We start from the raw sequence: 26611 nt of genomic DNA, 5'->3' as shown, positions 1-26611 counted from the left end.
GTATGCTCCTCAGTAATCGGGTAGGGAAAAGACCAGCCGGTGCGTGCCGGGGGGAAGAGCCGCCTCCTCGATGACGGGCTCCCCATTGAGCGACGCATTTCGGTGCCGCCGGCCGGGCCGGAAGCGGCCGACGCACCCCTCCGGAAGCGTCAGCACATAGGTGACCTCGCTGCCGGTGCAGTGCCAGCCGGCCTCGATGCGCCCTTGGCTGATATCGTGATAGGCCGAAACCGGCGAAAGCGACGGGATTGGTGCCGGGTCGATGATCACTTCGGCAAAGCCGGGTGCGGCCGGGCTCGGCGAAATGCCGGCGACACATTCGAACAGCCATTGGCAGACCGCGCCATAGGCATAGTGGTTATAGCTGTTCATGTCGGGTTCGTAGATGGTGCCGTCGGGCGCCATCGAATCCCAGCGCTCCCAGATCGTCGTTGCCCCCTTCGAGACCTGGTAGAGCCAGCCCGGCACATCCTCCTGCAGGAAGACTTTTTCGGCGAGGTCGTCCATTCCGATTTTCGTCAGGGCCGGCAAAAGGGCCGGCGTGCCGATGAAACCGGTGCCGATCTTGTAGTCGGCATCGATAACCACCTGCCTGAAATGTCGCCGGGCGGCCTCATGATGCTCACCCGGTATCAGGTCATACAGGAAGGCCAGCGCATAGGATGTCTGATCGTTATGGGCGAGCCGCCCGGCCGGCGTGATGAACTCGTTGGCGAAAGCCAACCTGATCTTGTCAGCGCGGCCCTTCATCTGTTCTTCAAGCGCGTGCTCGCCGAGTACGCCTGCGATCTTCGCGAGAAGATCCGTCGAGATGAAGTGGTAGAGGGTGGCTGCACAATCGTCGGCAATCGTCGGGCGCGGCTTTCTGTTATCGCCGACCGGCTGCAGCCAGTCGCCGAAGGTGAAGCCGCGGGCGCCCCAATGCGAGGGCGGATGGACGATCGGGCCATCCGAGATGGACCAGACGAAATCGACCCAGCGCACCATCGAGCCCAGGCACTCCGAAAGAACGGATCGGTCGCCGTAATGGGTGTAGAGGACCCAGGGGATCACGACAATCGCGTCACCCCAGCCGGTCGAGCCGGCATAGCCCGGGAAATTGCCGGGGTGCAGACGCGTCGGGTCGGGCGAGAAATGTGAAACGGCGCCGTCCTCGCGCTGGTCGGCCATCACATCGCGCAGATATTTCCTGAGGAGGGACTGGCTGTCGCTCAGCCAGCAGGCCGTCGCGGCAAAGACTTGGGCATCACCCGTCCAGCCAAGCCGTTCGTCGCGTTGCGGGCAATCTGTGGGCACTTCGATGAAATTGGCGCGCTGCGACCAGATGGTATTCTCAACCAGACGATTGACGAGAGGGCTGCCCGAGGTGAAGCCGCCGGCCGGTTCCGGCACCGACGAGATCGGGATCGAGGCGATGTCAACAATCTCCGCATCGCCTTTGATCGTCACCCTGGCATAACGGAAGCCGTGGAACGTGAAATGCGGCGCATAGGTCTCGTCGCCATCTCCGCTGAGCGTATAGAAGGTGTGCGCGGTAGCCGCGCGATAGTTGCGATTGTCGAAGTAGCGTTCCGGCCCAAGGACTTCCGAGTGCTCGACCCGCACTTCGGTGCCGCCGATGCCACGGACCGTGTATCTGACGTAGCCGCCGACATTCTGGCCGAAATCATAGATCGTCCTGCCTTCATGATCGGTCCAGCTTTCGATGGGGGCGACCGGCCGCAGCTCCCGCACCGCTGCGGTCTCATGCGCGACGAGCAGCCTCCTGTCGAACGGCAATCGCTCGGTCCCGTGGGTTTCGGCGACGTTTTCCAGGCGTGCGTCGTAAATCTCGCCGAAATAGATCCCCGACTTCTGGATCGGCAGAGGCCCGCTTTGCCAGGTCGTATCGGTGGAAAGAATGGTGCCGCTGGGGCCGACCAGATCCGCAATGGCCCCGATCCTGTCGCCCCAGCAGTTGGGAATAGCCTGGGCGCCCCACATGATCGGCGAGCGGTACCATCCGTCGGCGAGCCAGATTTCTATCCGGTTAAAGCCTGACTTCAGCAATCTCGAGATGTCGTATCGCTGATAAGCAATGCGGTCGTCGTAATTTGTCCAGCCGGGAGTCAGCAGATCGTTGCCGACGCGGGTGCCGTTGATGAAGCAGCGATAGAGGCCGAGCGCCGAGATGAAGAGTTCGATCGGAAGGCCGGTGCCGTCATGATCGAAGGTCTTGGAGACGAAGCTTGCGGCCGTTCCCTGGCCGCGGTCCGACAACGGTGCGATCATCTCTCCGGACCAAGCGCGCGAAACGAGATTGCCGTCGATGGCTGCCGGCTGAAAGTTCATCAAGTCCTCCCGACGAGTTGTAGAACGTTCTCCATATAACGTTCTACATTTATTTCGGAAGCGCAATAGAAATTTCGTCGCCAGTCTGCCATGGTTGGTTCTGCGAGCGATTGTGACGGCGCGCAGCGTAACCCAGAGATTTCATGTCGATCGAAGAGAAAAAAAGACTGCAACGAAATGATCGCGTGACGATCCGGACAGTGGCAACGCATGCAGGCGTCTCGGTCGCCGCGGTCTCGAAGGTGATGCGAAACGCCTACGGCGTCAGTGAAGCGCTGCGGGCGAGGGTGACCGACGCTATTGAAGTGCTTGGATATCGTCCCTCACGCGCGGCGCGCGGGTTGCGGGGCCGCAGTTTCACCATCGGCGTGCTTTTGATCGACATCCGCAATCCCTTCCTTCCCGAGGTGATCGCCGGCGTGAACGGCGTGCTGGCGCCTTCGCATTACCAGGCGATGATCGGCGTCAGCGATGCGCGCGTGCAGCTGGAGACGTCGCTGATCGAGTCGATGATCGACTACAAGATGGATGGTCTGATCCTGGTTGCGCCGCGCCTGCCTTCCGACATCATCGCAAAATTCGCGGCTCAGATACCAATCGTCGCGGTCGGTTATCACGATGTCGGCGCCACGGCCTTCGATACCGTCAATGCCGACGACCAGCGTGGCGCCGAGATTGCGGTGGAAGCGTTGCTTGCCTGCGGCTATCGCGACATCGAAATGCTGAGCCTCGGCGAGCGTGAGGGGCACCAGGTCTCCGTCGTTCGCCAGCGTGAGATCGGCTTCCGCCGGGCGATCCAGCGCGCCGGATTGGGATCGTCTGCGCCGATCACTAAAATTCCGATCGCCCCGCCAAAGCGGGAGGAAACGATGCGAAAGTTCCTGTCGAGGAAGAACAGGCCGCGCGCCGTGTTCTGCTGGAGCGACCTCGACGCCATCACCCTTCTGAGCCTGGCGATGGAAATGGGTGTGCGTGTGCCCGAAGATCTTGCCGTCGTCGGATATGACAATTCGTCGACCGCAGCGCTCGGCCTCGTCAATCTCGCAAGCATCGATCAGTCGGGCAGGGAGCTCGGCCAGGTCGCCACCCGGACGTTGATTTCGAGAATAGAGGGTCGCACCGGCGCCGAGCATATTTTCCAGATGCCATCGCTGGTCAGCCGCAACAGCCTGACCCGATCCGGCAAGGCTCCGGTCACTTAGAGCGAGGGTGGAAGGGCCGGCAGCTCATGTGCGCTGCCGGCCTCGTAATCTCAGGCGGCCTTGCCGAGTTTCGAGGGACGCGTCGCGGCAGCCTTCTCGACCATGGCGGTGACTTCGGTGCGCCGTGCCCCTGAAAGCGGCAGGCGCGGCATGCGCACGCGCTCGGAGCCGCGGCCCATGATCTGCTCGGCGAGCTTGATCGATTGCACGAGATCGTGCTCGGCATCGAGATGCAGAAGCGGCATGAACCAGCGGTAGATCCTGCGGGCCTCCTCCCAGTCGCCGCGTTCGGCGGCGGCAACGAGCTGCACGGATTCCTCAGGGAAGGCGCTGGTGAGGCCCGAGACCCAGCCCTTGGCGCCGAGCATCAGGCCTTCGAGCGCGACGTCGTCGAGGCCGGCGAAGATATCGAAACGGTCGCCGAATTCGTTGATGAGATCGGTGAAGCGGCGCGGATCCGGCGCGCTTTCCTTGATCGCCTTGATGTTCGGCACGTCGGCAAGCACCTTCAGCACATCGGCGCCGATATTGACGCGGTAGGCGGGCGGATTGTTGTAGAGCATGATCGGCAGCGAGGTCGCCTCGGCCACGGTGCGGAAATGCGCGATCAGCTCTTCCGGCTTCGGCACATAGACCATGGCCGGCAGCAACATCAGCCCGTCGGCGCCGAGCTTTTCGGCGTCGCGGGCATAGGCGACGGCGCGCCGCGTGTCGAATTCGGAGACGCCTGTGACGACGGGAACGCGGCCGTTGACGACCTCGACGGCGGCTTTCAGGATCGTGCGCTTCTCATCGGGATCGAGCGAATTGTTCTCGCCGCACGTGCCCATCACGATCAGCCCGTTGACGCCGTCATTGACGAGCGCGTCCTGAACGCGCTGGGTCGAGGGCAGATCCACGGAAAGATCTTCGTTGAATTGTGTCGTTACGGCGGGAAATACGCCCTTCCATCCTGTCGTCATCGCTTGAACCCCGTTGAAGTCGGGAGAGTTATATACAAACTGTCGACAAGACTCAACCGGCTTTATGAGAACCGTTGCGGAAACCGGCCGAAACGCAATAAAAGGCTTTCAGGATAGACGGGCGGGACACATGCAGAACGACGCGGAAAATGTGCGGGTGCGCGGCTCCGGCACGCAGAGCGTCTATGTGACGTTGCGCCGGGAAATCTTGTCCATGGCGCTGGAGCCGGGTAGTCCGCTCGATGAGGTGCGGCTGTCGGAGCGTTTCGGTATGTCGAGGACGCCCATCCGCGAAGCGCTGCTGCGGCTTGCCGGCGACGGGCTGGTCACGACCCTGCCGAATAGGAACACGATCGTCGCTCCGATCGATTTCGCGAGCCTGCCCACCTATTTCGAAGCGCTGACGCTGATGTACCGGGTCACGACGCGAGGGGCGGCCGAGAGGCGGAACGGCGAAATCATGAAGACGATCCGGCTGCACCAAAAGCATTTTGCTGATGCCGTCGCCGCGCGCGACGCCTATGCGATGATCGAGGCGAACCGCGAATTCCATGTGGCGATCGCCGAGCTTGCCGGCAACGCCTATTACACCGCCTTCTTCGCCAGGCTGCTCGATGAAGGCCGGCGCATCCTTCGCTTGTATTATTCGACCTTCGACGACCGGCTACCGCGCCAATATGTCGATGAACACGAGGAAATCATCGCCGCGATCGAGGCCGGTGACGCCGATCGCGCCGACCGGCTGGCGATTGCCCACGCCGCCCAGATCGTTCGCCAGATCCAGGACTATCTTGCCCGCAACCTGGACCGGCCGGTGGCGATCGGCCTGTCCTGAAGCACCGGTCGCGCGAGGACAGCAGAAACGCTAAGAACAGGAGAGCGACATGTCGTGGCCGCACCCGGTACCCCGCATCACTGAAGAAGAACGGCGCGTTCGCCTCGGCAGGCTTCGAGAAGCGATCGACGCAGAAGGACTGGCCGGGGTGCTTCTCGGCCCGACCGAAAGCCTGCGGTACTTTACCGGCCTCGTTTGGCATCCGAGCGAAAGGTTCCTCGGTGCGCTCGTCACGCCTACGGCCGTTTCCTATATCGTTCCCGGTTTCGAGCGCAGTCGCGTCGAAACCCTGCCGCATCTGCCGGGAGAGATCCTGGTCTGGGAAGAGGAGGAGAGCAGTGCTGCCCTCATCTCCCGGTTTGTCGGCGGAGGCGGCAGGCTCGCGCTCGACGATGGTCTGCCGCTGTTTTTCTATCACGCCTTGGCCGCGGCGATGGGCGCCGAAAGGCTCGCCGATGGCGGCCGGCTGATCCGCGGCCTGCGTCGCATCAAGTCGGCGGCCGAGATTGCGCTCATTCAATATGCGATGAACCTGACGCTCGACGTGCACCGGCAGGTGCACGCGCTGTTGAAGCCCGGCATCAGCTCATCGGAGGTGGTCGATTTCATCGATCGGCAGCATCGCCAAGCGGGCGCCGATGACGGCTCGACATTCGCAATCGTCTCCTTCGGCGCGGCGACCTCGCTGCCGCATGGCGCCGACAGCGATCAAATCCTTGGCGACGACGACGTCATTCTCGTCGATACCGGCTGCCGGATCGACGGCTATCATTCCGATATCACCAGAACCTATATGCTCGGCGGCGGCAACGGCGCCTTTGAACGTGCCTGGTGGATCGAACGGGAGGCGCAGCAGGCCGTCTTCGATGCCGCCGGGAGCGGTGCCGCCTGCTCGAGCCTCGACGATGCGGCCCGCAAGGTGCTTGCCAAATATTCGCTTGGCCCCGACTATTGCCTGCCGGGATTGCCGCATCGCGCCGGCCACGGGCTCGGGCTGGAAATCCATGAAGAGCCCTATGTTGTTCGCGGCAACGACACGCCGCTTGCCGCCGGCATGTGTTTTTCCAATGAACCGATGATCGTCTTTCCCGAAACATTCGGGATCCGGCTGGAGGATCATATCTACATGACCGCAGACGGCCCGTGCTGGCTCACCAACCCGGCGGCGGGGCCGACCGAGCCGTTTGCCTGAGCGGACGTAATATCCCGCCAGCGCCAGATCGCCCGCTGCTAGGTGTGCTGGAAAAAGGCGCGAAGAACGCCGCTCCAATTTTCAGAACGAACCGATCCTGTCGATCCGCGGCGGCCGGACCGCCACCGCTTCGCGCGGAGCGGTCGGCTGGGCAAGCGGCGCCTTGCCTGCTTTCGAAGCGATGGAGCGGCTCTCTCGACATCGACAGACGTTCAGACGGAGCTTGTATCTTGCTGGCCGCGGCTCGGCCATCGCTGGCGGCTGATGCAGATGGGCAATGATGCCGGCGATTGGGCCCGCAAGTCTCTCATCGGCATTCTCTCCACCTGATCGGACCTCAGCCGGCGCGCCGATGATCTACCTGCCGGCGAGAGGACTTCGTCTCCGAGCGCGTGCTGGCCGGCCAGTCTATCATCGGTATTCGCCCGGCGACGCAACCGCGCAATCTGAGGAATTCGCCGCCTGGCGCGCCAAACACGGCCGGTCACTCGTGTTGCTAAGTCGCCTGTTCGGCTCGATGAGGATGGCAGGACGCGCAGGGGCATGATGCCGCCTGTGGGGGAAGACGTCCCGCGGTAACGAAGCCCGTTGAGGCAGGCAATGGTCCCGACACCAAGCGGCTGGTTGGCTCGATTGCCGCAGATCGGTGATCGTTCTCTTGATTTCGTCGCGGTCGCCTGCTGGCGCTTCATGCCGCCGCGCGGCTTGGCACCGCAGCCTGCGACCGTGCACATTCATACCGACGAAGCGATGGCCGTCGTGCAGGTCATGACCCGGACATGCCGGCGACGTGAAGGTATCGATTGTGTCCTGACCGGCGAGTTCCAGTGGCTCAATGCGAAGGAGTAACGTTTGTCCTTTCTAAGCCTGATTCCGGCCTCGAGGCGTTCTTGGACAGGCCGTGCGTCGCGACGAAGCGAGTATGACCCTCTACCGAGAATCTGGCGTCTCCGCGTAGACATCCTCATCAGCGACTTCGACAAGATTAGTCTCGAAGATCAAATCAGCATCCGGCCGTGACTTACCAACGGAAACGAATGATCCAGCATTGTCGGGTGCCGCGACACTGGCAGCCTCGGCAGGGTACCTGCTTCCATAACCTTTATCGCAGCATCCGTCATTGTAGCCGCAAAGTTAGAATGTCCTGTTTCTGCAAAGTTGGAATGTCACACTCCCCGCATTTGCTGACGTGGGAGATTGCGGATGGGATTGATTGCGATGAGCGAGCGTGATCTGCAGCGGATCGAGGTTCTGTCGAAGGTGATCGCTGGCCGGATGACGATGGTCACGGCGGCGCATGTGCTTACTCTGAGCGAGCGCCAGGTGCGGCGGCTGTTGGATCGCATCAGCACCGACGGCGCGGCGTCGATCCGGCATAAGGCGATTGGTCGGCCGTCGAACAACCGGATCAGCGACGGTGTTCGGGATTATGCGGTGACGCTGGTTCGTGAACGTTATGCGGATTTCGGTCCGACGCTGGCGGCGGAGAAGCTTGCCGAGCGCGATGGATTGCGTGTGTCGCGCGAGACGCTGCGTCGCTGGATGTCGGAGGCCGGTCTGTGGCTGTCACGCAAGCAGCGGCGGACGTTTCATCAGCCGCGGTTGCGGCGCGAAGCCTATGGCGAGCTGGTACAGATCGACGGGTCCGAGCATCGCTGGTTCGAAGATCGTGGAGATCGGTGCTCGCTGTTGGTGTTCGTCGATGATGCGACGGGCAAGTTGATGCAGTTGCGCTTCGTGCGCTCGGAAAGTGCGTTCAGCTATTTCGAGGCGCTGGCGCTTTATCTGCGGGATCACGGTGCGCCGATTGCCTTTTACTCGGACAAGCATTCGGTGTTTCGGGTGGCGAAGAAGGATGCCAAGGGCGGCCAGGGCATGACCCAGTTCGGGCGGGCGCTTTCAGAGCTAAATATCGAGATTCTTTGTGCGAACTCCAGCCAGGCCAAGGGGCGTGTCGAGCGGATGAACCGGACGCTGCAGGACCGGCTGGTCAAGGAATTGCGGCTGGCAGGCATCGACGACATGGAGGCAGGCAATGCGTTCTTGCCTGGCTTCATGGAGACTACAATGCGCGGTTTGCGCTTGTGCCTGCCCGATCCGGTGATCTGCACCGGCCGATGAATCTGGCCGCGGATCGGTTAAGGGAGATCCTGTGCAAACGCGAGCAGCAGTCCAAGCGTGCCCCTCACCCGCCCCGATCTGATCTTGCAACCCGGCCCAGCCGCTCAGATCGAGGCTGATCGGCCTGCCGGATCAGACCAAAGTGACATTTCTACTTTGCAAATATCCGGACATTTCAACTTCCCTGCCACAGCTTTCTACTTTGGCGCGCTGGCTGCGGTTTCACCCCGCGGCAAGATCCGGAACAAAAAGGTTGAAACCTTCTCCCCCGGCTTGAAGGGTCCGGGGACCTGATTAGTTACCGGTTTTAAGCTTTGAAGGAACGCTGCAATTGATGTCACGTCTTCTTCAGTGAGCTGCGCGAATGCTTGCCATGGCATGATCGGCGCCAGGACGCGACCGTCCGGGCGCTGCCCGGTCTGAAGGGCGGTCACAATCTGTTCCCTGGTCCAGCTGCCGATGCCGGTCTCCTTGTCAGGCGTAATGTTGCGGCCGACAAAAACGCCCTGGCCCGGGACCTCAAAACCAACATCCGATCCACCCAGAAATCGCGTGGTGTCCGGCTTTCCGAAGAAATATCCCGGTGTGTGGCAGTCGTTGCACCCGCCGACGGTGACGAGATATTCGCCGCGCGCAATCTGCGGATCATCTGCCGCTGCTGCCATGCTCGGCGGTAGCTGCAACGCACAGGCGGCTAAAAACGCGAGCCGAACGCTCAATCGAAACATCTTACCCTCCGTGTTACAGCCGCTCGCGGCCGAAAACGACTGAATATCACGATGAAGTTGTTCGATATATTAGTCACTTGGAATTATCGAATTGTACGGGTGAGAAGCGTCTCCGCCATTCTGGCGGCGCATCAACCGAAGTTCCTCAAGCGGGGATAAACACGTCAATCCACCTGCATTCCGGTGCCTCGATGAAAGTCACCTCTGTCGCTCTTGGCAACGGTTTTGTGCAGCTCTTGTTCCGACCCCTCTACGTCATCGCCGGCGTCCGCTATATCGTGCCGGAACATGCCGCCTCCACGCAAACCGCCGGGCTAATTTCCTGGAAAGTCGGCCTATCGTCCGGCGCTTTCCAGAATGCGCAGCGCAAGTTTGAGATGCGGCAAGTCAAGCATGCGTCCGTCAAGCTGAATGACGCCGGCGTCGGGCCTGGCCGCAAACGCGGCGGCGACTTTCTCGGCCCAGGCGATCTCGGCGGTGTCGGGTGTGAAAGCGTGATTGATCGCATCGACCTGGCTCGGATGAATGGCCATCATGCCGGAAAAGCCGTCGCGCCGGGCGCGGCCGACATAGGACCTGAGACCGTTGAGATCGCGAAAATCGGGATAGACGGTATCGATCGCCGGAACGGCCGCGGCATGGGCGGCAAAGAGCGTGAGCGAGCGAGCAAGCTCGTAAGGCGGCGTATAGCGGCCATCCGTCCTGCGCGCGGTCGCAGCCCCAATCGCGGCCGGCAGATCCTCAGCGCCCCAGGTCAGGCCGCAGAGCTTGTCCGAGACATCCCGATAGCTGCCGATCTCGAAGATCGCCGATGGCGTTTCGGTCGCGATCGGCAGGATGGGAATGGTAGCGGCGAGGGCGCTTGCAAGCTTCAGCACGGAAGCGCCGCCCTCGGCCTTCGGCAGCATGAGCCCGAAAGGCTGAAGGCCGCTTAGAGCGGCAAGGTCGTCTTCGAATTCCGGCGAGGCGAGAGGATTGATGCGGATGAGAAGCTTGGTCTCGCCGGCATGGCGCTGCACGAATTCATGTACGCTGTCGCGGGCCTTTGGTTTGTTCGGTGGCGCAACCGAATCCTCCAGATCCAGGATGACGGCATCGGCGCCCGAGGCGAGCGCTTTTGCGAAACGTTCCGGCCGGTCGCCGGGCACGAAGAGCAGCGAGCGCAGCCTCATGACGGTTTCTCCTTCAGCATCGCCGTGCGCAGGCATTCGCAGACGATCTCGTCGCGCTGGTTCAAGGTGACATGCCGGAAGGTGACGATGCCGGCATCGGGGCGGGAGTTCGAGCGGCGCAGCTCCGTCACCTCCGTTTCCACCCTGAGCGTATCGCCGATGAAGACCGGTTTCGGCATCGTCACCTTGTCATAGCCGAGATTGGCGACCAGCGTGCCGAGCGTGGTATCGCCGACCGAAAGGCCGACGGTCAGCGCAAAGGTAAAGGTGCCGTTAACGACGATCCGGCCAAACTCGGTGCCGGCCGCATATTCGGCATCGAGATGCAGCGGCTGCGGATTGTGGGAAAGCGTCGTAAACAGCAGGTTGTCAGTCTCGGTAACCGTGCGGCGGATGTCATGGGCGATGCGGTCGCCGACCGTCCATTCGTCGAAATAACGGCCGGCCATCACGCCTCTCCCTTCATGACGGTGACGACCAGCTGGTTTTCCGAGACCCTGGCGCCGGGGGAAACCTGCAGTTTGCCGACGATGCCGTCGAAGGGCGCCCGCAGCGTATGCTCCATCTTCATCGCTTCGACCGTCAGCAGACGATCGCCTTTGGTGACACGATCGCCTTCGGTGACTTCCACAGAAATGACGAGGCCCGGCATGGGCGAGAGGATAGCGCCATCGCCCACGCCGTGATTCGCCTCGACCTCGCCCGCATGAGGCAGGCCGATCGACCAGGCATTGCCAGCATCGAAAAGCACCGTCATCTCGTCCATCTCGACGGCATTTGTTTCGAGGTCGGTGTATGCGCGTCCCCAATGGAGGTGACCGTCGATGCGCACGCGCACGCGACTGTCGCTTGGCCCAGCGATGCGGAAGCCGGTCAGCGCAGACCAGGGATCGCCATCCGTGTCCTTCAAAAGTGCCGTGGCCGCTTTGTTAATGACTGTTCCATCAGGCTCGTTCGCAACAAGGCTTTCACCATGGCGGTCGAGAAAGCCGGTATCGATTCGGGCTGCGCGAAAATCCGGATCGACGGCGATGCGGGCGAGAAGGCCGGCATTGGATCTGACCGGCCAGACCTCGATGCCGGAGCAGGCGGCGGCGAGCTTCGACAGTGCGGCCTCGCGGTTCGGCCCATGCGCAATGATCTTGGCGATCATCGGGTCGTAGAAGGCGGTGATCTCATCCCCCTCAACGACGCCGCTGTCGACGCGGACCGCCTCTGGAAGTTTCAGATGGTCGAGCCGGCCGGTCGAGGGCAGGTAGCCGGCGGCGGGATTTTCGGCATAGAGCCGGGCTTCGAATGCCCAGCCGCTCATGGTGATCTCGTCCTGGCTTTTCGGCAGCGGCTCGCCGTTTGCCACCTTCAGCTGCCAGAGCACCAGATCCTCGCCGGTGGTTGCTTCAGTGACCGGATGCTCCACCTGCAGGCGCGTGTTCATCTCCATGAACCAGATACGGTCGGGACGCAGGCCTTGCGAGGCATCGGCGATGAATTCGATCGTGCCGGCGCCGACATAGTTCACCGCTCTTGCGGCCTTCACCGCCGCATCGCAGATCGCCGCGCGGGTGGCGGCATCGAGGCCGGGGGCGGGGGCTTCCTCGATGACCTTCTGGTGGCGGCGCTGCAGCGAACAGTCGCGTTCGAAGAGATGGACGCAGTTCCCGAAGCTGTCGGCGAAGACCTGCACCTCGATATGGCGCGGATTGACGATATAGCGTTCGATCAGAACGCGGTCGTCGCCGAAGGAGGCGGCGGCCTCACGGCGGCAGGAGGCGAGGAGCTCGCTGAAATCCTCACGCCGGTCGACGCGGCGCATGCCCTTGCCGCCGCCGCCGGCGACAGCCTTGATGAGAACAGGGTAGCCGATGGCATCGGCCTCAGCTGCAAGCCTTGCTTCGCTCTGGTCCGGCCCGAGATAACCTGGTGTGACCGGCACGCCGGCCGCCTGCATCAGTTCCTTGGCGGCGTCCTTCAGTCCCATCGCCCGGATTGCGGCCGGGGGCGCGCCGACCCAGATGAAGCCGGCCTTCTCGACCGCTTCGGCAAATTCGGCATTTTCCGACAGGAAGCCGTAGCCCGGATGGATGGCGGTAGCACCGGTTTTGCGGGCGGCTTCGAGGATGCGTGCCTCGGACAGATAGCTTTCGCGGGACGGCGGCGGACCGATGGCGATCGCCTCGTCGGCCTCCTTGACGAAGGGCAGGCCGGCATCGGCCTCGGAGTAGACGGCGATCGTGCGGATGCCGGCAGCCTTTGCCGTGCGGATGATGCGGCGGGCGATCTCGCCCCTATTGGCAATGAGAAGTCTTTCCATCATCGCCGCCTCACATCCGGAACAGGCCGAAGCGCGGCCCTTTCGGGATCGGCGCGTTCAGGCAGGCGGAGAACGCAAGACCCAGGACGTCGCGCGTCTGGCTGGGGTCGATGATGCCGTCGTCCCAAAGGCGGGCGGTGGCATAATAGGGATTGCCTTCGGCCTCGTAGCTGGCGCGGATCGGCGCCTTGAAAGCCTCCTCTTCTTTGACAGGCCAATTCTCTCCGCGCGCCTCCAGCGCGTCGCGGCGGATGGTGGCGAGCACGGAAGCCGCCTGTTCGCCGCCCATGACGCTGATGCGGCTGTTCGGCCAGGTGAAGAGGAAACGCGGGCGATAGGCGCGGCCGCACATGCCGTAATTGCCGGCGCCGAAACTGCCGCCGATGATGACGGTGACCTTCGGCACGGTCGCCGTCGCGACCGCCGTCACCAGCTTTGCCCCGTCCTTGGCGATGCCGCCGGCCTCGTAGCGGCCGCCGACCATGAAACCGGAGATATTCTGCAGGAAGAGCAGCGGCACGCGGCGCTGACAGGCGAGCTCGATGAAATGCGCGCCCTTCAGCGCGCTTTCGGAAAAGAGCACGCCGTTATTGGCGATGACGGCGACAGGCATGCCCCAGATGCGGGCGAAGCCGCAGACGAGGGTGGTGCCGTAGAGCGGTTTGAACTCGTGCAGTTCCGAACCGTCGACGATCCGGCCGATGACTTCGCGCACGTCATAGGGTGAGCGCACGTCATCGGGGATGAGGCCAAGGAGATCGTCCGCATCGAGTTTCGGCGGCCGCGGAGGCTGGATGTCGATATCGACAGATTTGACGCTGTTGAGGCTGGCGACGATGTCGCGCATGAGGAGGAGCGCATGTTCGTCATTCTCGGCGACATGATCGACGACGCCGGAGCGGCGGCCGTGGGTCTCGGCGCCACCGAGCTCTTCGGCCGAGATGATCTCGCCGGTGGCGGCTTTGACCAGCGGCGGACCGGCCAGGAAGATCGTGCCCTGATTGCGGACGATCACCGTCTCGTCGGACATGGCCGGCACATAGGCGCCACCGGCCGTGCAGCTTCCCATGACGCAGGCGATCTGCGGAATGCCTTCGGCCGACATCTGCGCCTGATTGTAGAAGATCGCGCCGAAATGGTCGCGGTCGGGAAAGACCTCGGCCTGATGCGGAAGATTGGCGCCGCCGCTATCGACCAGATAGAGGCAGGGCAGCCGGTTCTGCAGGGCGATTTCCTGCGCCCTGAGATGTTTCTTGACCGTCATCGGGAAATAGGCGCCGCCCTTTACGGTCGCGTCATTGGCGACGATCATCACCTCGCGGCCGCAAACGCGGCCGATGCCGGATATGATACCGGCGCCCGGCGCCTCGTCACCATACATGCCGTTGGCCGCCAGCGTGCCGATCTCCAAGAAAGCGCTGCCGGCATCGAGCAGGAGCTGAATGCGGTCGCGCGACAGGAGCTTGCCCTTGCCGGTATGGCGCTCGCGCGCCGTCTGCGATCCGCCCTCACGTGCTTTCGCCGAACGCTCGTAGAGTTCGACGATAAGCGCTCGGTTCTTGGCGGTATTGGCTTTGAAGCTTTCGCTGTCGCGGTCGATCGCAGTCGAAATCATCGTCATGATGCGATGAGCTCCCGCCCGATCAGATACCGGCGAATCTCATTGGTGCCGGCGCCGATATCGTAGAGCTTGGCGTCGCGCAGGAACCGCTCGACCGGCCATTCCTTGGTATAGCCGGCGCCACCAAGCGCCTGGATCGCCTCCAGCGAGACCTTGACGGCATTCTCGCTGGCAAAGAGGATCGCGGCGGCCGCGTCGGTGCGCGTCACGCGGCCGGCATCGCAGGCGCGGGCGACGGAATAGACATAGGCGCGGGCCGAATTCAGCGCGACATACATGTCGGCGATCTTGGCTTGCATCAGCTGGAAATCGCCGATCGGCCTGCCGAACTGCTTGCGATCGCGCACATAGGGCAGCACGACATCGAGACAGGCCTGCATGATGCCGAGCGGGCCGCCGGCCAGTACCGCCCGTTCGTAATCGAGGCCGGACATCAGGATCTTCACGCCATCGCCTTCCCGACCCATCAGCGCCTCGGCCGGCACCGCGCAATCCTCAAAGACCAGTTCGGCCGTATCGCTGCCGCGCATGCCGAGCTTGGAGAGCTGCTTGGAGACGCTGAAGCCGGGCAGGCCCTTCTCCATGATGAAAGCGGAAATGCCTTTCGGACCGGCGGCGGGATCGGTCTTAGCATAGACGACGAGCACGTCGGCATGCGGCGCATTGGTGATCCAGAACTTGGTGCCGTTCAGGATGTAGCGGTCGCCTTTTTTCTCGGCCCGTAACCGCATGGACACGACATCGGAACCGGCGCCGGCCTCCGACATGGCGAGCGAGCCGACATGCTCGCCGGAGATCAGCTTCGGCAGATGGCGCTGCTTCTGTTCCGGCGAGGCCCAACGGCGGATCTGGTTGACGCAAAGATTGGAATGGGCGCCATAGCTCAGGCCGACGGAGGCCGAGGCGCGCGACACCTCCTCCATGGCGACGACATGCTCGAGATAGCCGAGACCGGCGCCGCCGAATTCCTCCTCGACCGTGATGCCATGCAGGCCGAGCGCACCCATCTGAGGCCAGAGCTGGCGCGGAAACGTGTTGCTTTCGTCGATCTCCGCTGCCAGCGGAGCAATATGATCGGCGGCAAACCGCGCCGTCGTGTCGCGGATCGCATCCGCGGTTTCGCCGAGCGAAAAATCAAACATGGCACTCCTCCCGCTAAAATATGTAGCGCGGGTTGCGAAAGGTTCAAAGTGGCCATGATTTTGATGCGAGCGAGGACTTCCCGTTCGAGGTCATGCACGTGTCGTTTTCTTGAAAATATGGGAAATATGGAATATATGGAAATAAAGAACGGAGATGATCCCATGCGACAATTCACGACAGGCGATCTCAACAAGCAGGTCGGCGATGTCACCGATGCAGCGAGCCGGGAGCCAGTGGTTCTCACCCGCCATAACAAGCCGCGTTTTGTGCTCATGAGCTATGAGCACTTCGAGCGGATGCGCAGTGGCATGGACCCGCGTCGTGCCCATCGCATTTCGGAGATGCCGGACGAACATGCCGAGTTGTTCGGCGAGGCGATCGAGCGGCTGGCGAAGGGTGAAGGCTACGATGATGAGCCATGAGTTTCGCCCCGGGGAAGTGATATCCTATCCCTATCTCTGGGCGTGGCAGCAGCTGCGTGGCGAAACCGAAGGGCGCAAACAGCGGCCAGTTTGTGTCGTGGTTGCCATCCGCAGTGCGCGCGATGGAAATACGCACCTCGTGCTTCTGGCGATCACGACACAGCCACCGCAGGCGGGAAGGGTCGCCTTGGAAATTCCCGATATCGAGCGCCGGCGTGCCGGTCTCGGTGATCTCAAGCAGAGCTGGATCGTCATAGACGAATATAATTATGATATTGTCGAGCAGTCCTGGTACATCGAGCCTTATCAGAAGGCTCTTGGCCGCTTCAGCAAATCCTTCATGATGAAGATTGCCGCCATGTTCGTGAAAGCGCGAAGCCAATCGGGTCGCGTCAAGCGGTTCGACTGACATAGATCTGGCCTTCCGCCTCCTCCCGCCGGAAAGCCTCTGGGCTCTTGCCCATCCACTTCCGGAAGGCGCGGAAGAAGGCGCTGGGTTCGGAATAACCCAGCTGCACCGCGATCTCGCCGATCGTCTTCGATGAGTTCAGCAGAAGCTCGACCGCCAGATCGCGGCGGATGTCATCCTTGATGGCGGCATAGCTTTGCCCCTCGTCGTGCAGGCGGTGGCGGAGCGTCGAGGGCGGCATGCGCATGTCGGCGGCAAGTGCTGCAAAACTCGTCCAGGCAGCCGGCGTGGCCTGGTTCAAGCGCCGGCGGACGGCGGCGGCGATGCCGGCATCGTAACGGTAGCGCACCAGAATATTGGCGGGGGCGCCGCGCAGGAACTGTTTCAGCGCCTGCTCGCTGCGGGAGATCGGCAGGTCGAGCATGGCGCGGTCGAAGCCGAGGCGGCTGATTGGTTGGGAGAAGCGTACGGGCGCGCCGAAGAACAGTCGGTAGTCGGCCCCTTGCTTGGGTTCGGTGCAGCGGAAATCGACGAGGCGAATCGGAATGCGCCGGCCGACTAGCCAGCAGATGATGCCGTGCAAGATGATCCAATAGGTTCGATAGGCAAAGGCCGAACGCGGGCCGCCGGCATCCCTGAGCTCGATCTCGGCAAGGCCGTCGGCGATGACTAGCTGCCCCCTGGGATCGTCGAGAACGACATCGAGGAAGCGCAGCGCCCGGCGGAGCGCTTGGCCGAGCGTCGGCGCGTGCAGCACGCAATGGCAAAGCAGCGTGAAGCTGCCGCTGCGCATCGGGCGCGCGCCCATGCCGAAGAATTCGTCGTCCAGTTCGGCAGCAATTGCCAGCCACAGCGCACCGTAAGTCTCGGCCGAAACCGGCTGGTCGACGGTCGTTGGCAGGCCGACACGGGCGAGGATCGGCTTCGTCGGCTTGCCGAGCCGCCGCAGGCTGTCGAGCGCCTCCTCCACGAAACCCGGCGCGATCATGCGTCGCTCGATCTCAGCCATCCAATCCTCGCTATGGTAAAACTGGCCGAAATTATGGAGCAGTTCTGTCATCGCTTGCAATAGGTGGAGCGAATAGAATCCCTGCTGCCGGTTGCGCCTGGAGGAGGGCGCGTGCCGGCAGGAGGACCGGATTCATGCGGATCCATGGAGCAAGTTTCATCGTCACCGGCGGCGGCTCCGGGCTCGGAGCGGCGACGGCGCGCATGCTGCTCGAGGCCGGCGGGCATGTGACGATCGCCGATCTCAATGTTGACGCGGGCGAGGCGCTCGCGCGGAAATTCGGCAGCGAAGCTCGCTTCGTCAAGGCCGATGTGACCGATGGCGAGGCGGGAGCAGCTGTGGTCGCGGCGGCTGTTGAAGCCTTCGGCGGCTTGCGCGGATTGGTGAATTGCGCCGGTGTCGCGCCGGCCGAAAAGGTGATCGGCCGCGACGGGCCGCACCGGCTGGAGAGTTTTGCGCGCACAATCGGCATCAATCTCATCGGCACGTTCAACATGATCCGACTTGCCGCCGCCGCCATTCAGAATGCGGAGCCGGATGCCGAAGGCGAACGCGGCGTCATCGTCAACACGGCTTCAGTTGCCGCCTTCGACGGCCAGATCGGCCAGGCGGCCTATGCCGCCTCCAAGGGCGGGGTGGCGGCGATGACCTTGCCGATCGCCCGCGAGCTTGCCCGTCACGGCATCCGTGTCGTGTCGATTGCGCCCGGTATTTTCGAGACGCCAATGATGGCCGGCATGCCGGCCGAAGTTCAGGCGGCACTCGGCCAGAGCGTGCCCTTTCCGCCGCGGCTCGGCCGGCCGGCGGAATTTGCCGGGCTGGTGCGCCATATTTTTGAAAACACCATGCTGAACGGCGAGGTTATTCGCCTCGACGGCGCATTGCGGATGGGCGCGCGCTGAGCGTCTGCCCCAAGGAGGAAAGATGGCACTGCAGGATCCCATCGTCATCGTCGGCGCGGCGCGCACGCCGATCGGCAGTTTCCAGGGAGAGCTGAAGGAGGTGACGGCGCCGGAGCTCGGAGCAACGGCGATCCGCGCTGCACTGGAGCGCAGCCGGGTCTCGGCCGAGGCGGTCGAGGAGGTCGTCTTCGGCTGCGTGTTGCCGGCGGGCCTTGGCCAGGCGCCGGCGCGTCAGGCGGCGATCGGTGCCGGTCTACCCTTCGCGACGGGGGCCAGCACCGTCAACAAGATGTGTGGCTCGGGCATGAAGGCGGTCATGATGGCGCATGACCTGATCGCCGCCGACAGCGCCTCGGTGGCGGTCGCCGGCGGCATGGAAAGCATGACGAACGCGCCCTATCTCCTTGACAAGGCCCGCGGCGGCTACAGGCTTGGCCATGGGCGTGTCGTGGATCACATGTTCCTCGACGGGCTGGAGGATGCTTATGACAAGGGGCGCTTGATGGGCAGCTTCGCGGAGGATTGCGCCGAGGCGTATCAGTTCACGCGCGAGGCGCAGGATAATTACGCCATCGCCTCCCTGACGCGGGCGCAGAAAGCGATCGCGGACGGCTGTTTTGAAAGCGAGATCGTGCCGGTCACGGTAAAATCGGGCAAAGCCGAGCAGGTGGCAAGCCGCGACGAACAGCCGGGCAAGGCCAAGCTCGACAAGATCCCGACACTGAAGCCCGCCTTCCGAGAGGGCGGCACGGTGACCGCGGCCAATTCCAGCTCGATCTCCGACGGCGCGGCAGCGCTCGTGCTGATGCACCGATCCGAGGCGGAGCATCGCGGTTTGACGCCGCTCGCCACCATCCTCGGCCACGCCACCCACTCACAAGCACCCAATCTTTTCGCCACCGCGCCAATCGGCGCGCTGCAGAAGCTTTCCGGCCGGACCGGCCTGGCGCTCTCGAATGTCGATCTCTTCGAAATCAACGAGGCTTTCGCCGTCGTCGCCATGGCGGCGATGCGCGATCTCGATCTGCCGCATGAAAAGGTGAATGTGCACGGCGGCGCCTGTGCCCTCGGCCATCCGATCGGCGCATCGGGGGCTCGCATTCTGGTAACGCTGCTTTCAGCATTGGAGCGCTACGACCTCAAGCGCGGCATGGCGGCACTCTGCATCGGCGGCGGCGAGGCGACGGCCGTCGCCATCGAGCGGCACTAGCGGGAAGGGGAGGAGCCACATGATTCTTTCCGAACTCCAGCAGCAGATCTCGGATGTCGCCCGCGACTTTGCCCGCGACCGGCTGGCGCCGGGGGCGGCCAGGCGCGATCGGGAGCATCTCTTTCCGCGCGAGGAATTGCAGGAGATGGGCGAACTCGGGCTGCTCGGCATGCTTGTGCCGGAAGCCTATGGCGGCTCGGATACGGGTGTCATCGCCCATGCCGCCGCACTCGAGGAGATTGCCGCCGGCGATGGACCGTGCTCGACGATCATGAGCGTGCACAGCTCCGTCGGCTGCGTGCCCATCCTCAAATTCGGCACCGAAGAGCAGCGGCAGCGTTTCCTGCCGAAGCTCGCGACCGGCGAATGGATCGGCGGCTTTGCGCTCACCGAGCCGCAGGCGGGTTCCGATGCCTCGAACCTCAAGACCCGAGCCCGGCGCGATGGCGATCACTATGTGATCGACGGCGCCAAGCAGTTCATAACCTCGGGAAAGAACGGCAGTGTCATCATCGTCTTTGCCGTCACCGATCCGGACGCCGGCAAGAAGGGCATCACCGCCTTCATCGTGCCGACGGACACACCTGGCTACGAGGTGATCCGCGTCGAGGAAAAGCTCGGACTGCATTCCACCGATACCTGCCAGATCGCCTTCAACGCCATGCGCATTCCTGCGGATTTGAGGCTGGGTGCGGAAGGCGAAGGTTATCGCATCGCGCTCGCCAATCTCGAGGGCGGGCGGATCGGCATTGCCGCGCAGGCCGTCGGCATGGCCCGCGCAGCCTTCGAGGCGGCGCGCGACTACGCGAAGGAGCGTACCGCCTTCGGCAAGCCGATCTTTGAACATCAGGCCGTTGCCTTCCGCCTTGCCGACATGGCGGTGCGGATCGAGGCGGCGCGGCAGCTCGTCTTTCACGCCGCTTCCCTGAGGGAAGCGGCGCTTCCGTGCCTGTCTGAAGCCTCCATGGCGAAGCTCTTTGCCTCGGAGATGGCCGAGCGCGTCTGCTCCGATGCGATCCAGATCCATGGCGGCTATGGCTACATGGCCGATTATCCTGTCGAGCGCATCTATCGCGATGTGCGCATCTGCCAGATCTACGAGGGAACGAGCGACGTCCAACGCATGGTGATTGCCCGCAATCTATAGGAATGACATCCGGTCCCGCTTCCGGGGAGAAGGGCAGGGCCGGCAAAGGGAGGAAAGAAAAAACATGGTGGATTCCGCTCGTTTGAGCCTGCACGTCCCCGAACCTGCCGTCCGCCCGGGCGGCCAGCCTGATTTTTCCAATGTCAAGATCGCCAAAGCCGGCTCCGTGCCGCGGCCGGAGGTCGATGTCGCGTCCGAGGATATCCGCGATCTCGCCTATTCGATCATCCGCGTCTTGAACCGTGACGGCGAGGCGGTCGGTCCCTGGGCCGGATCGCTCTCCGATGAGGAGCTGCTGACCGGCCTTCGCAACATGATGAAGCTGCGCGCCTTCGATGCCCGCATGCTGATGGCGCAGCGCCAGGGCAAGACCTCCTTCTACATGCAGCACCTCGGCGAAGAGGCCGTCAGCTGCGCCTTCCGCAAGGCGCTTGTTAAGGGCGACATGAATTTCCCGACCTATCGTCAGGCGGGCCTCTTGATCGCCGACGACTACCCGATGGTCGAGATGATGAACCAGATCTACTCGAACGAGAGCGACCCGCTGCACGGCCGGCAGCTGCCGATCATGTATTCCTCCAAGGAACACGGCTTCTTCACCATCTCGGGCAATCTCGCCACACAATATGTGCAGGCCGTCGGCTGGGCGATGGCTTCGGCGATCAAGAACGACAGCCGCATTGCCGCGGCCTGGATCGGCGACGGATCGACGGCGGAATCCGACTTCCATTCGGCGCTCGTCTTCGCCTCGACCTACAAGGCGCCCGTCATCCTCAACATCGTCAACAATCAGTGGGCGATCTCCACCTTCCAGGGCATTGCCCGCGGCGGCTCCGGCACCTTTGCCGCCCGCGGCCTCGGCTTCGGCATTCCGGCGCTGCGGGTCGACGGCAACGATTATCTCGCCGTCCATGCGGTCGCCCGCTGGGCGGCCGAACGTGCCCGGCGCAATCTCGGGCCGACGCTGATCGAACATGTCACCTATCGGGTCGGCGCGCATTCGACCTCCGACGATCCGAGCGCCTATCGGCCGAAGACGGAATCGGAAGCCTGGCCGCTCGGCGATCCCGTGCTGCGGCTGAAGAAACATCTGATCGTCAAGGGCGTATGGTCGGAGGAGCGGCATGTGCAGGCGGAAGCCGAAATCATGGACGAAGTGATCGAGGCGCAGCGCCAGGCCGAGGCGCATGGCACGCTGCATGCCGGCGGCAGGCCTTCGGTGCGCGATATTTTCGAGGGCGTCTATGCCGAGATGCCGGCGCATATCCGTCGCCAGCGGCAGAAGGCGGGGTACTGACATGGCCAGGATGACGATGATCGAGGCAGTGCGCAGCGCCATGGACGTCTCGATGGCGAAGGACGACAATGTCGTAGTCTTCGGCGAGGATGTCGGCTATTTCGGCGGCGTCTTCCGCTGCACCCAGGGCCTGCAGGCAAAATACGGCAGGACGCGCTGCTTCGATACGCCAATCAGTGAATCCGGCATCGTCGGCACGGCGATCGGCATGGCGGCCTACGGGCTGAAGCCATGCGTCGAGATCCAATTTGCGGACTATGTGTATCCTGCCTATGACCAGCTGACGCAGGAGGCGGCGCGAATCCGCTATCGATCGAACGGCGATTTCACCTGCCCGATCGTCGTGCGTATGCCGACTGGCGGCGGCATCTTCGGCGGCCAGACGCACAGCCAGAGCCCGGAAGCGCTCTTCACCCATGTCTGCGGGCTGAAGGTGATCGTGCCGTCCAATCCCTATGATGCCAAGGGCCTGCTGATCGCGGCGATCGAGGATCCCGATCCGGTCATGTTCCTGGAGCCGAAGCGGCTCTATAACGGCCCCTTCGACGGTCATCATGAGCGGCCGGTGACGCCCTGGTCGAAACACGACCTCGGCGAGGTGCCCGACGGCCATTACACCATCCCGATCGGTAAGGCCGAAGTGCGGCGCGCTGGGTCTGCGGTGACCGTGGTTGCCTATGGCACGATGGTGCATGTGGCGCTTGCCGCGGCCGAGGATGCCGGCATCGATGCCGAGGTGATCGATTTGAGGAGCCTGCTGCCGCTCGATCTCGATACGATCGTCAAATCGGTCACCAAGACCGGGCGCTGCGTCGTCGTCCATGAGGCGACCCTGACCTCGGGCTTCGGCGCCGAGGTCGTGTCGCTGGTGCAGGAACATTGCTTCTATCATCTCGAAGCGCCGGTTGTGCGCGTCGCCGGCTGGGACACACCCTATCCGCATGCGCAGGAGTGGGATTATTTTCCCGGTCCCGGCCGGGTCGGGCGGGCGCTTGCCGAAGTCATGGAGGCCTGAGCCATGGGCGAATTCATCATCAAGATGCCCGATGTCGGGGAAGGGGTGGCCGAGGCCGAGCTGGTGGAATGGCATGTGAAGCCGGGAGATCCCGTCCGCGAGGATATGGTGATCGCCGCGGTGATGACCGACAAGGCGACAGTTGAAATTCCCTCTCCCGTCGATGGCACCGTCATCTGGCTCGCCGGCGATATCGGAGACCGCATCGCGGTGAAGGCGCCGCTGGTGCGGATTGAGACGGCAGGGGAATCCGACGAGGCTCAGCCCATTCGGATCTCGCAAGCGCCGGTCGCCGAAACACCTAAGGCCGAGATTGCCAAGCTCGTCCCGACAGCGCCGGCTTCTGCACCTTCACCTTCACCTTCACCTTCACCTTCACCTGCACCTTCACCTGCAACTGCAACTGCGCCGGCACCTGCGCCGGTCGAAAAGCCGGTCGCCGCACCCTCCGTGCGGCTGTTCGCCCTGGAAAGCGGCGTCGACCTCAGGCAGGTGCAGGGAAGCGGACCGGCCGGTCGCATCCTGCGCGAAGATGTCGAACAGTTCCTGTCGCAGGGAACGACGCCCGCAACGGCAAAGAACGGTCTCGCCAAAAAGACAGCGACCGAGGAAATCAAGCTCACCGGACTGCGCCGCCGCATCGCCGAGAAGATGGTGCTTTCCACGTCGCGCATTCCCCACATCACCTATGTGGAGGAAGTGGACATGACGGCGCTGGAGGAGCTGCGCGCCACCATGAACGGCGACCGCAGGGAAGGCCATCCGAAGCTGACGGTCCTGCCCTTCCTGATGCGGGCGCTGGTCAAGGCCATTGCCGTGCAGCCTGAGGTCAACGCAACTTTCGACGACGATGCCGGCATCATCACACGCCATAGCGCCGTGCATATCGGCATCGCCACGCAGACGCCGGCTGGCCTGACCGTACCTGTCGTGCGGCATGCGGAAGCCCGCGGCATCTGGGATTGCGCCGCCGAGATGGTCCGGCTGTCGGATGCGGCGCGCTCGGGCACGGCGACGCGCGACGAGCTTTCCGGCTCCACCATCACCGTCAGCTCGCTCGGCGCGCTCGGCGGCATCGTCTCGACACCCGTCATCAACCATCCCGAGGTGGCGATCATCGGCGTCAACAAGATCGCCACACGGCCGGTCTGGGACGGCACGCAATTCGTGCCGCGCAAGATGATGAACCTCTCCTCGAGTTTCGATCATCGCATCATCGACGGCTGGGATGCGGCGACCTTCGTCCAGCGCATGCGCACTCTGCTCGAAACACCGGCGCTGATTTTCATCGAAGGCTGAGCCATGAAAGAAATTGTCTGCAAGCTCCTCGTCATCGGCGCCGGCCCGGGCGGTTATGTCTGCGCCATCCGCGCCGGACAGCTCGGCATCGATACCGTCATCGTCGAAGCCGGCAAGCCGGGCGGCACCTGCCTGACGGTCGGCTGCATTCCCTCCAAGGCGTTGATCCACGCGGCCGAGGAATTCGACGCCACGCAAAAAATGCTGGCCGGCAAGAACCCGATGGGCATCCGCATCGAAGGCGCCTCGATCGATCTCGCAAAGACGATCGCCTGGAAGGACGGCATTGTCGGCCGGCTGACGGGCGGCGTTTCGGGTCTGTTGCAGAAGGCGCGGGTAAAGATCGTCCATGGCCGGGCCCATTTCCGTGACGGCAAGACGGTGGAGGTGGAGACCGAAACCGGCCAGCAGGTCATCCGCGCCGAGACCGTGGTAATCGCCACCGGTTCCGATCCGGTGGAGCTTGCCAATCTGCCTTTCGGCGGCCGCGTCATTTCCTCGACCGAAGCGCTCTCGCTGACGGAGCTGCCGAAAAAGCTGGTGGTGGTCGGCGGCGGTTATATCGGGCTGGAGCTCGGAATGGCCTTTGCCAAGATGGGATCGGAGGTGACGGTCGTCGAGGCGACCCAGCAGGTGCTGCCGCTCTATGATGCAGAGTTGGTGCGTCCCGTCATGCGCAAGCTGAGCGAGAGCGGCATCCGATTGCTGGCGGGTGCCAAGGCGATGGCTCTTGCCGATGATGGCGAGGCATTGATCGTTGAAACGTCGGATGGCCGGCGTGAGACACTGCCGGCGGATCGCGTCCTTGTCACTGTCGGCCGCCGCCCCCGAACGGCAGGTTCCGGTCTCGAGGAACTCGACCTCGATCGGGCCGGCCCCTATCTGAGGATCGACGATCAATGCCGCACCTCGATGCGCGGCATCTATGCGATCGGCGATGTGACCGGCGAGCCGATGCTGGCGCATCGGGCGATGGCCCAAGGGGAGATGGTGGCAGAAATCGTTGCGGGCAAGAAGCGGGGCTGGGACAAAAGATGCATTCCCGCCATCTGCTTTACCGATCCTGAGATCGTCAGCGCCGGCCTGTCGCCGGCGGAGGCGCGCGCGCAAGGATATGAGATCCGCACCGCCCAGTTTCCATTCAGCGCCAACGGGCGGGCGATGACGATGGTCTCTGAGGAGGGCTTCGTGCGCGTGGTGGCCCGCGCCGACACCAATCTGGTTCTCGGCCTGCAGGCCGTGGGGGCCGGGGTCTCCGAACTCTCGGCGGCTTTTGCGCTGGCGATCGAGATGGGAGCGCGCCTGGAAGACATCGCCGGCACCATTCACGTCCATCCGACCCGCAGCGAAGCGCTCATGGAAGCGGCGCTGAAAGCTTTGGGAAACGCTTTGCACATCTGAGCCGGGCTGCAAAGATCACGGGGTGGCGGCGTTGCGCCAGTTCGCTGGGGCGTGGCCTCATTTTGCTCCGAGACTGACATCGAAGCTGGTTCAATCATCAACGCCAGTGCCGTTCGATCACTTCGGCTTAATGGCCATTAGATTGCCCAGCTCCATCGGGAAGGGGAATAAAATCGTCGAAGTCTTCTCGCTGGCGATGACGTTCAAAGTGCTCAAGTAACGAAGTTGCATCGCCTCCGGCTGTTTGGCCAGAATTTCCGCCGCTTCCAGTAGCTTCGCTGCGGCTTGCTGTTCGCCCTCGGCATTGATGACCTTCGCGCGGCGTTCGCGTTCGGCTTCCGCTTGGCGAGCAATCGCGCGTATCATCGACTCGTTGATGTCAACATGTTTGATCTCGACAGTGGCTACTTTAATTCCCCAAGCGTCCGTCTGAGCGTCGAGGATTTCCTGAATATCGGAGTTGAGCCTGTCGCGTTCTGCCAGCATTTCATCGAGGTCGTGCTTGCCGAGCACGGAGCGCAACGTCGTCTGAGCAAGCTGGCTAGTTGCCATCATGAAATCCTCGACCTGTATTGTCGACTTCGCAGGGTCAATAACCCTGAAATAGATCACCGCGCTGACACGAACCGAGACATTGTCATGGGAGATGACGTCCTGGCTGGGGACATCGAGTACGCGCGTGCGCAAGTCGACTCGGATCATCTGCTGGACATAGGTGATGAGCAGAATCAGGCCGGGTCCCTTGACTCCGGTAAAGCGGCCAAGTGTGAACACGACGCCGCGTTCATATTCCCTCAGGATATTAACCGCCGATGCGAGGATGGCGACCGCAATGACAATGATCACCAAATAGAAGGCAAGATCTGCAAACATATCCATGGC

The 26611-nt window shown here is 62.9% G+C and carries 23 protein-coding genes and 1 pseudogene; 14 read left to right on the top strand and 10 right to left on the bottom strand.

Going from position 1 to position 26611, the window contains the following annotated elements:
* Positions 1 to 9 precede the first annotated feature (9 nt).
* Positions 10 to 2331 carry an alpha-L-rhamnosidase gene (locus tag B5E41_RS13780; RefSeq protein WP_088394386.1) on the bottom strand — a complete coding sequence of 774 codons (2322 nt, stop codon included), beginning with the start codon at positions 2329 to 2331 and terminating at the stop codon, positions 10 to 12.
* A 143-nt stretch (positions 2332 to 2474) separates the two neighbouring features.
* Here B5E41_RS13780 and B5E41_RS13775 point away from each other — a divergent pair, with 143 nt between their 5' ends.
* The gene (locus B5E41_RS13775) at positions 2475 to 3533 is read left to right on the top strand and encodes a LacI family DNA-binding transcriptional regulator (protein ID WP_088394384.1); all 1059 of its coding nucleotides are present in this window, start codon (positions 2475 to 2477) and stop codon (positions 3531 to 3533) included.
* 50 nt (positions 3534 to 3583) lie between these two features.
* On the opposite strand, the gene B5E41_RS13770 is transcribed toward B5E41_RS13775, so the two are convergent.
* Positions 3584 to 4495 (bottom strand): dihydrodipicolinate synthase family protein, encoded by a 912-nt coding sequence (locus tag B5E41_RS13770; RefSeq protein WP_088394382.1) that lies wholly within the window; start codon positions 4493 to 4495, stop codon positions 3584 to 3586.
* A 130-nt stretch (positions 4496 to 4625) separates the two neighbouring features.
* On the opposite strand from B5E41_RS13770, the gene B5E41_RS13765 reads away from it, so the two are divergent.
* The 4 genes and pseudogenes from B5E41_RS13765 to B5E41_RS13745 form a co-directional block, all read left to right on the top strand.
* The gene (locus B5E41_RS13765; RefSeq protein WP_088394380.1) at positions 4626 to 5330 is read left to right on the top strand and encodes a GntR family transcriptional regulator; all 705 of its coding nucleotides are present in this window, start codon (positions 4626 to 4628) and stop codon (positions 5328 to 5330) included.
* 49 nt (positions 5331 to 5379) lie between these two features.
* A complete protein-coding gene (locus B5E41_RS13760) occupies positions 5380 to 6522 on the top strand; it encodes a M24 family metallopeptidase (protein WP_088394378.1) in 1143 nt (380 codons plus the stop codon).
* 633 nt (positions 6523 to 7155) lie between these two features.
* Positions 7156 to 7371 (top strand): hypothetical protein, encoded by a 216-nt coding sequence (locus B5E41_RS31670; protein WP_176439387.1) that lies wholly within the window; start codon positions 7156 to 7158, stop codon positions 7369 to 7371.
* A 354-nt stretch (positions 7372 to 7725) separates the two neighbouring features.
* Positions 7726 to 8693 (top strand): annotated as a pseudogene (locus B5E41_RS13745) (ISNCY family transposase); the annotation flags it as partial.
* 147 nt (positions 8694 to 8840) lie between these two features.
* Here the strand turns inward: B5E41_RS13745 and B5E41_RS13740 are convergent.
* The 6 genes from B5E41_RS13740 to B5E41_RS13715 form a co-directional block, all read right to left on the bottom strand.
* Positions 8841 to 9371: a c-type cytochrome gene (locus tag B5E41_RS13740; protein ID WP_088394374.1), complete on the bottom strand. Its 531-nt coding sequence runs from the start codon at positions 9369 to 9371 to the stop codon at positions 8841 to 8843.
* A gap of 335 nt (positions 9372 to 9706) precedes the next feature.
* Entirely contained in the window at positions 9707 to 10543 is an 837-nt protein-coding gene (locus tag B5E41_RS13735) for an HpcH/HpaI aldolase/citrate lyase family protein (RefSeq protein WP_088394372.1), read from the bottom strand.
* A complete protein-coding gene (locus B5E41_RS13730) occupies positions 10540 to 10992 on the bottom strand; it encodes a MaoC family dehydratase (protein ID WP_088394370.1) in 453 nt (150 codons plus the stop codon). The genes B5E41_RS13735 and B5E41_RS13730 overlap by 4 nt, the downstream gene beginning before the upstream one ends.
* Positions 10992 to 12857, bottom strand: coding sequence for an acetyl/propionyl/methylcrotonyl-CoA carboxylase subunit alpha (locus B5E41_RS13725; RefSeq protein WP_088394368.1), 1866 nt, complete (start codon positions 12855 to 12857; stop codon positions 10992 to 10994). The genes B5E41_RS13730 and B5E41_RS13725 overlap by 1 nt, the downstream gene beginning before the upstream one ends.
* 7 nt (positions 12858 to 12864) lie before the next feature.
* On the bottom strand, positions 12865 to 14475 hold the full coding sequence (locus B5E41_RS13720; protein ID WP_088394366.1) for a carboxyl transferase domain-containing protein: 1611 nt from the start codon (positions 14473 to 14475) through the stop codon (positions 12865 to 12867).
* Positions 14472 to 15617, bottom strand: coding sequence for an isovaleryl-CoA dehydrogenase (locus B5E41_RS13715; RefSeq protein WP_088394364.1), 1146 nt, complete (start codon positions 15615 to 15617; stop codon positions 14472 to 14474). Before B5E41_RS13715 ends, B5E41_RS13720 begins: the two co-directional genes overlap by 4 nt.
* Before the next feature lie 162 nt (positions 15618 to 15779).
* On the opposite strand from B5E41_RS13715, the gene B5E41_RS13710 reads away from it, so the two are divergent.
* Together B5E41_RS13710 and B5E41_RS13705 are read left to right on the top strand one after the other, a co-directional pair.
* Positions 15780 to 16040, top strand: coding sequence for a type II toxin-antitoxin system Phd/YefM family antitoxin (locus tag B5E41_RS13710; RefSeq protein ID WP_088394741.1), 261 nt, complete (start codon positions 15780 to 15782; stop codon positions 16038 to 16040).
* Positions 16030 to 16449 (top strand): hypothetical protein, encoded by a 420-nt coding sequence (locus tag B5E41_RS13705; protein WP_088394743.1) that lies wholly within the window; start codon positions 16030 to 16032, stop codon positions 16447 to 16449. Before B5E41_RS13710 ends, B5E41_RS13705 begins: the two co-directional genes overlap by 11 nt.
* Here the strand turns inward: B5E41_RS13705 and B5E41_RS13700 are convergent.
* On the bottom strand, positions 16433 to 17458 hold the full coding sequence (locus tag B5E41_RS13700) for an AraC family transcriptional regulator (RefSeq protein WP_176439386.1): 1026 nt from the start codon (positions 17456 to 17458) through the stop codon (positions 16433 to 16435). The two genes, B5E41_RS13705 and B5E41_RS13700, sit on opposite strands and share 17 nt — an antisense overlap.
* 134 nt (positions 17459 to 17592) lie before the next feature.
* Between B5E41_RS13700 and B5E41_RS13695 the strand changes: the two genes are divergently transcribed.
* The 7 genes from B5E41_RS13695 (at position 17593) to lpdA (ending at position 25729) form a co-directional block, all read left to right on the top strand.
* Positions 17593 to 18360, top strand: coding sequence for a 3-hydroxyacyl-CoA dehydrogenase (locus tag B5E41_RS13695; RefSeq protein WP_088394360.1), 768 nt, complete (start codon positions 17593 to 17595; stop codon positions 18358 to 18360).
* A gap of 22 nt (positions 18361 to 18382) precedes the next feature.
* Positions 18383 to 19570 carry an acetyl-CoA C-acyltransferase gene (locus B5E41_RS13690; protein ID WP_088394358.1) on the top strand — a complete coding sequence of 396 codons (1188 nt, stop codon included), beginning with the start codon at positions 18383 to 18385 and terminating at the stop codon, positions 19568 to 19570.
* A 19-nt stretch (positions 19571 to 19589) separates the two neighbouring features.
* The gene (locus tag B5E41_RS13685; protein ID WP_088394356.1) at positions 19590 to 20717 is read left to right on the top strand and encodes an acyl-CoA dehydrogenase family protein; all 1128 of its coding nucleotides are present in this window, start codon (positions 19590 to 19592) and stop codon (positions 20715 to 20717) included.
* A 64-nt stretch (positions 20718 to 20781) separates the two neighbouring features.
* Positions 20782 to 22014 carry a 3-methyl-2-oxobutanoate dehydrogenase (2-methylpropanoyl-transferring) subunit alpha gene (locus tag B5E41_RS13680; protein WP_064806797.1) on the top strand — a complete coding sequence of 411 codons (1233 nt, stop codon included), beginning with the start codon at positions 20782 to 20784 and terminating at the stop codon, positions 22012 to 22014.
* Between the two features lies 1 nt (position 22015).
* On the top strand, positions 22016 to 23029 hold the full coding sequence (locus B5E41_RS13675; protein WP_088394354.1) for an alpha-ketoacid dehydrogenase subunit beta: 1014 nt from the start codon (positions 22016 to 22018) through the stop codon (positions 23027 to 23029).
* A gap of 3 nt (positions 23030 to 23032) precedes the next feature.
* The gene (locus B5E41_RS13670) at positions 23033 to 24328 is read left to right on the top strand and encodes a dihydrolipoamide acetyltransferase family protein (protein ID WP_088394352.1); all 1296 of its coding nucleotides are present in this window, start codon (positions 23033 to 23035) and stop codon (positions 24326 to 24328) included.
* Between the two features lie 3 nt (positions 24329 to 24331).
* A complete protein-coding gene (gene lpdA / locus B5E41_RS13665; protein WP_088394350.1) occupies positions 24332 to 25729 on the top strand; it encodes a dihydrolipoyl dehydrogenase in 1398 nt (465 codons plus the stop codon).
* A 117-nt stretch (positions 25730 to 25846) separates the two neighbouring features.
* Here lpdA and B5E41_RS13660 read toward each other — a convergent pair whose 3' ends face one another.
* Positions 25847 to 26608, bottom strand: a complete 762-nt coding sequence (locus tag B5E41_RS13660) for a slipin family protein (protein ID WP_088394739.1) — start codon at positions 26606 to 26608, stop codon at positions 25847 to 25849.
* Positions 26609 to 26611 lie beyond the last annotated feature (3 nt).

It is taken from the genome of Rhizobium esperanzae (genome assembly GCF_002204185.1).
Lineage (GTDB): Bacteria > Pseudomonadota > Alphaproteobacteria > Rhizobiales > Rhizobiaceae > Rhizobium > Rhizobium esperanzae.
The sequence above is the reverse complement of the archived record's forward strand: the minus strand, read 5'-3'. Positions and strand labels throughout refer to the sequence as shown.

What these genes read in the sequence shown, in the direction of transcription:
- B5E41_RS13710 (WP_088394741.1), top strand. Translation starts at nt 15,780, where the DNA reads ATGCGACAATTCACGACAGGCGATCTCAACAAGCAGGTCGGCGATGTC.
- B5E41_RS13765 (WP_088394380.1), top strand. Translation starts at nt 4,626, where the DNA reads ATGCAGAACGACGCGGAAAATGTGCGGGTGCGCGGCTCCGGCACGCAG.
- B5E41_RS13775 (WP_088394384.1), top strand. Translation starts at nt 2,475, where the DNA reads ATGTCGATCGAAGAGAAAAAAAGACTGCAACGAAATGATCGCGTGACG.
- B5E41_RS13680 (WP_064806797.1), top strand. Translation starts at nt 20,782, where the DNA reads ATGGTGGATTCCGCTCGTTTGAGCCTGCACGTCCCCGAACCTGCCGTC.
- B5E41_RS13735 (WP_088394372.1), bottom strand. Translation starts at nt 10,543, where the DNA reads ATGAGGCTGCGCTCGCTGCTCTTCGTGCCCGGCGACCGGCCGGAACGT.
- B5E41_RS13760 (WP_088394378.1), top strand. Translation starts at nt 5,380, where the DNA reads ATGTCGTGGCCGCACCCGGTACCCCGCATCACTGAAGAAGAACGGCGC.
- B5E41_RS13740 (WP_088394374.1), bottom strand. Translation starts at nt 9,371, where the DNA reads ATGTTTCGATTGAGCGTTCGGCTCGCGTTTTTAGCCGCCTGTGCGTTG.
- lpdA (WP_088394350.1), top strand. Translation starts at nt 24,332, where the DNA reads ATGAAAGAAATTGTCTGCAAGCTCCTCGTCATCGGCGCCGGCCCGGGC.
- B5E41_RS13675 (WP_088394354.1), top strand. Translation starts at nt 22,016, where the DNA reads ATGGCCAGGATGACGATGATCGAGGCAGTGCGCAGCGCCATGGACGTC.
- B5E41_RS13720 (WP_088394366.1), bottom strand. Translation starts at nt 14,475, where the DNA reads ATGACGATGATTTCGACTGCGATCGACCGCGACAGCGAAAGCTTCAAA.
- B5E41_RS13700 (WP_176439386.1), bottom strand. Translation starts at nt 17,458, where the DNA reads ATGGCTGAGATCGAGCGACGCATGATCGCGCCGGGTTTCGTGGAGGAG.
- B5E41_RS13705 (WP_088394743.1), top strand. Translation starts at nt 16,030, where the DNA reads ATGAGCCATGAGTTTCGCCCCGGGGAAGTGATATCCTATCCCTATCTC.
- B5E41_RS13780 (WP_088394386.1), bottom strand. Translation starts at nt 2,331, where the DNA reads ATGAACTTTCAGCCGGCAGCCATCGACGGCAATCTCGTTTCGCGCGCT.
- B5E41_RS13670 (WP_088394352.1), top strand. Translation starts at nt 23,033, where the DNA reads ATGGGCGAATTCATCATCAAGATGCCCGATGTCGGGGAAGGGGTGGCC.
- B5E41_RS13725 (WP_088394368.1), bottom strand. Translation starts at nt 12,857, where the DNA reads ATGATGGAAAGACTTCTCATTGCCAATAGGGGCGAGATCGCCCGCCGC.
- B5E41_RS13685 (WP_088394356.1), top strand. Translation starts at nt 19,590, where the DNA reads ATGATTCTTTCCGAACTCCAGCAGCAGATCTCGGATGTCGCCCGCGAC.
- B5E41_RS13715 (WP_088394364.1), bottom strand. Translation starts at nt 15,617, where the DNA reads ATGTTTGATTTTTCGCTCGGCGAAACCGCGGATGCGATCCGCGACACG.
- B5E41_RS13695 (WP_088394360.1), top strand. Translation starts at nt 17,593, where the DNA reads ATGCGGATCCATGGAGCAAGTTTCATCGTCACCGGCGGCGGCTCCGGG.
- B5E41_RS13770 (WP_088394382.1), bottom strand. Translation starts at nt 4,495, where the DNA reads ATGACGACAGGATGGAAGGGCGTATTTCCCGCCGTAACGACACAATTC.
- B5E41_RS13730 (WP_088394370.1), bottom strand. Translation starts at nt 10,992, where the DNA reads ATGGCCGGCCGTTATTTCGACGAATGGACGGTCGGCGACCGCATCGCC.
- B5E41_RS13690 (WP_088394358.1), top strand. Translation starts at nt 18,383, where the DNA reads ATGGCACTGCAGGATCCCATCGTCATCGTCGGCGCGGCGCGCACGCCG.
- B5E41_RS13660 (WP_088394739.1), bottom strand. Translation starts at nt 26,608, where the DNA reads ATGGATATGTTTGCAGATCTTGCCTTCTATTTGGTGATCATTGTCATT.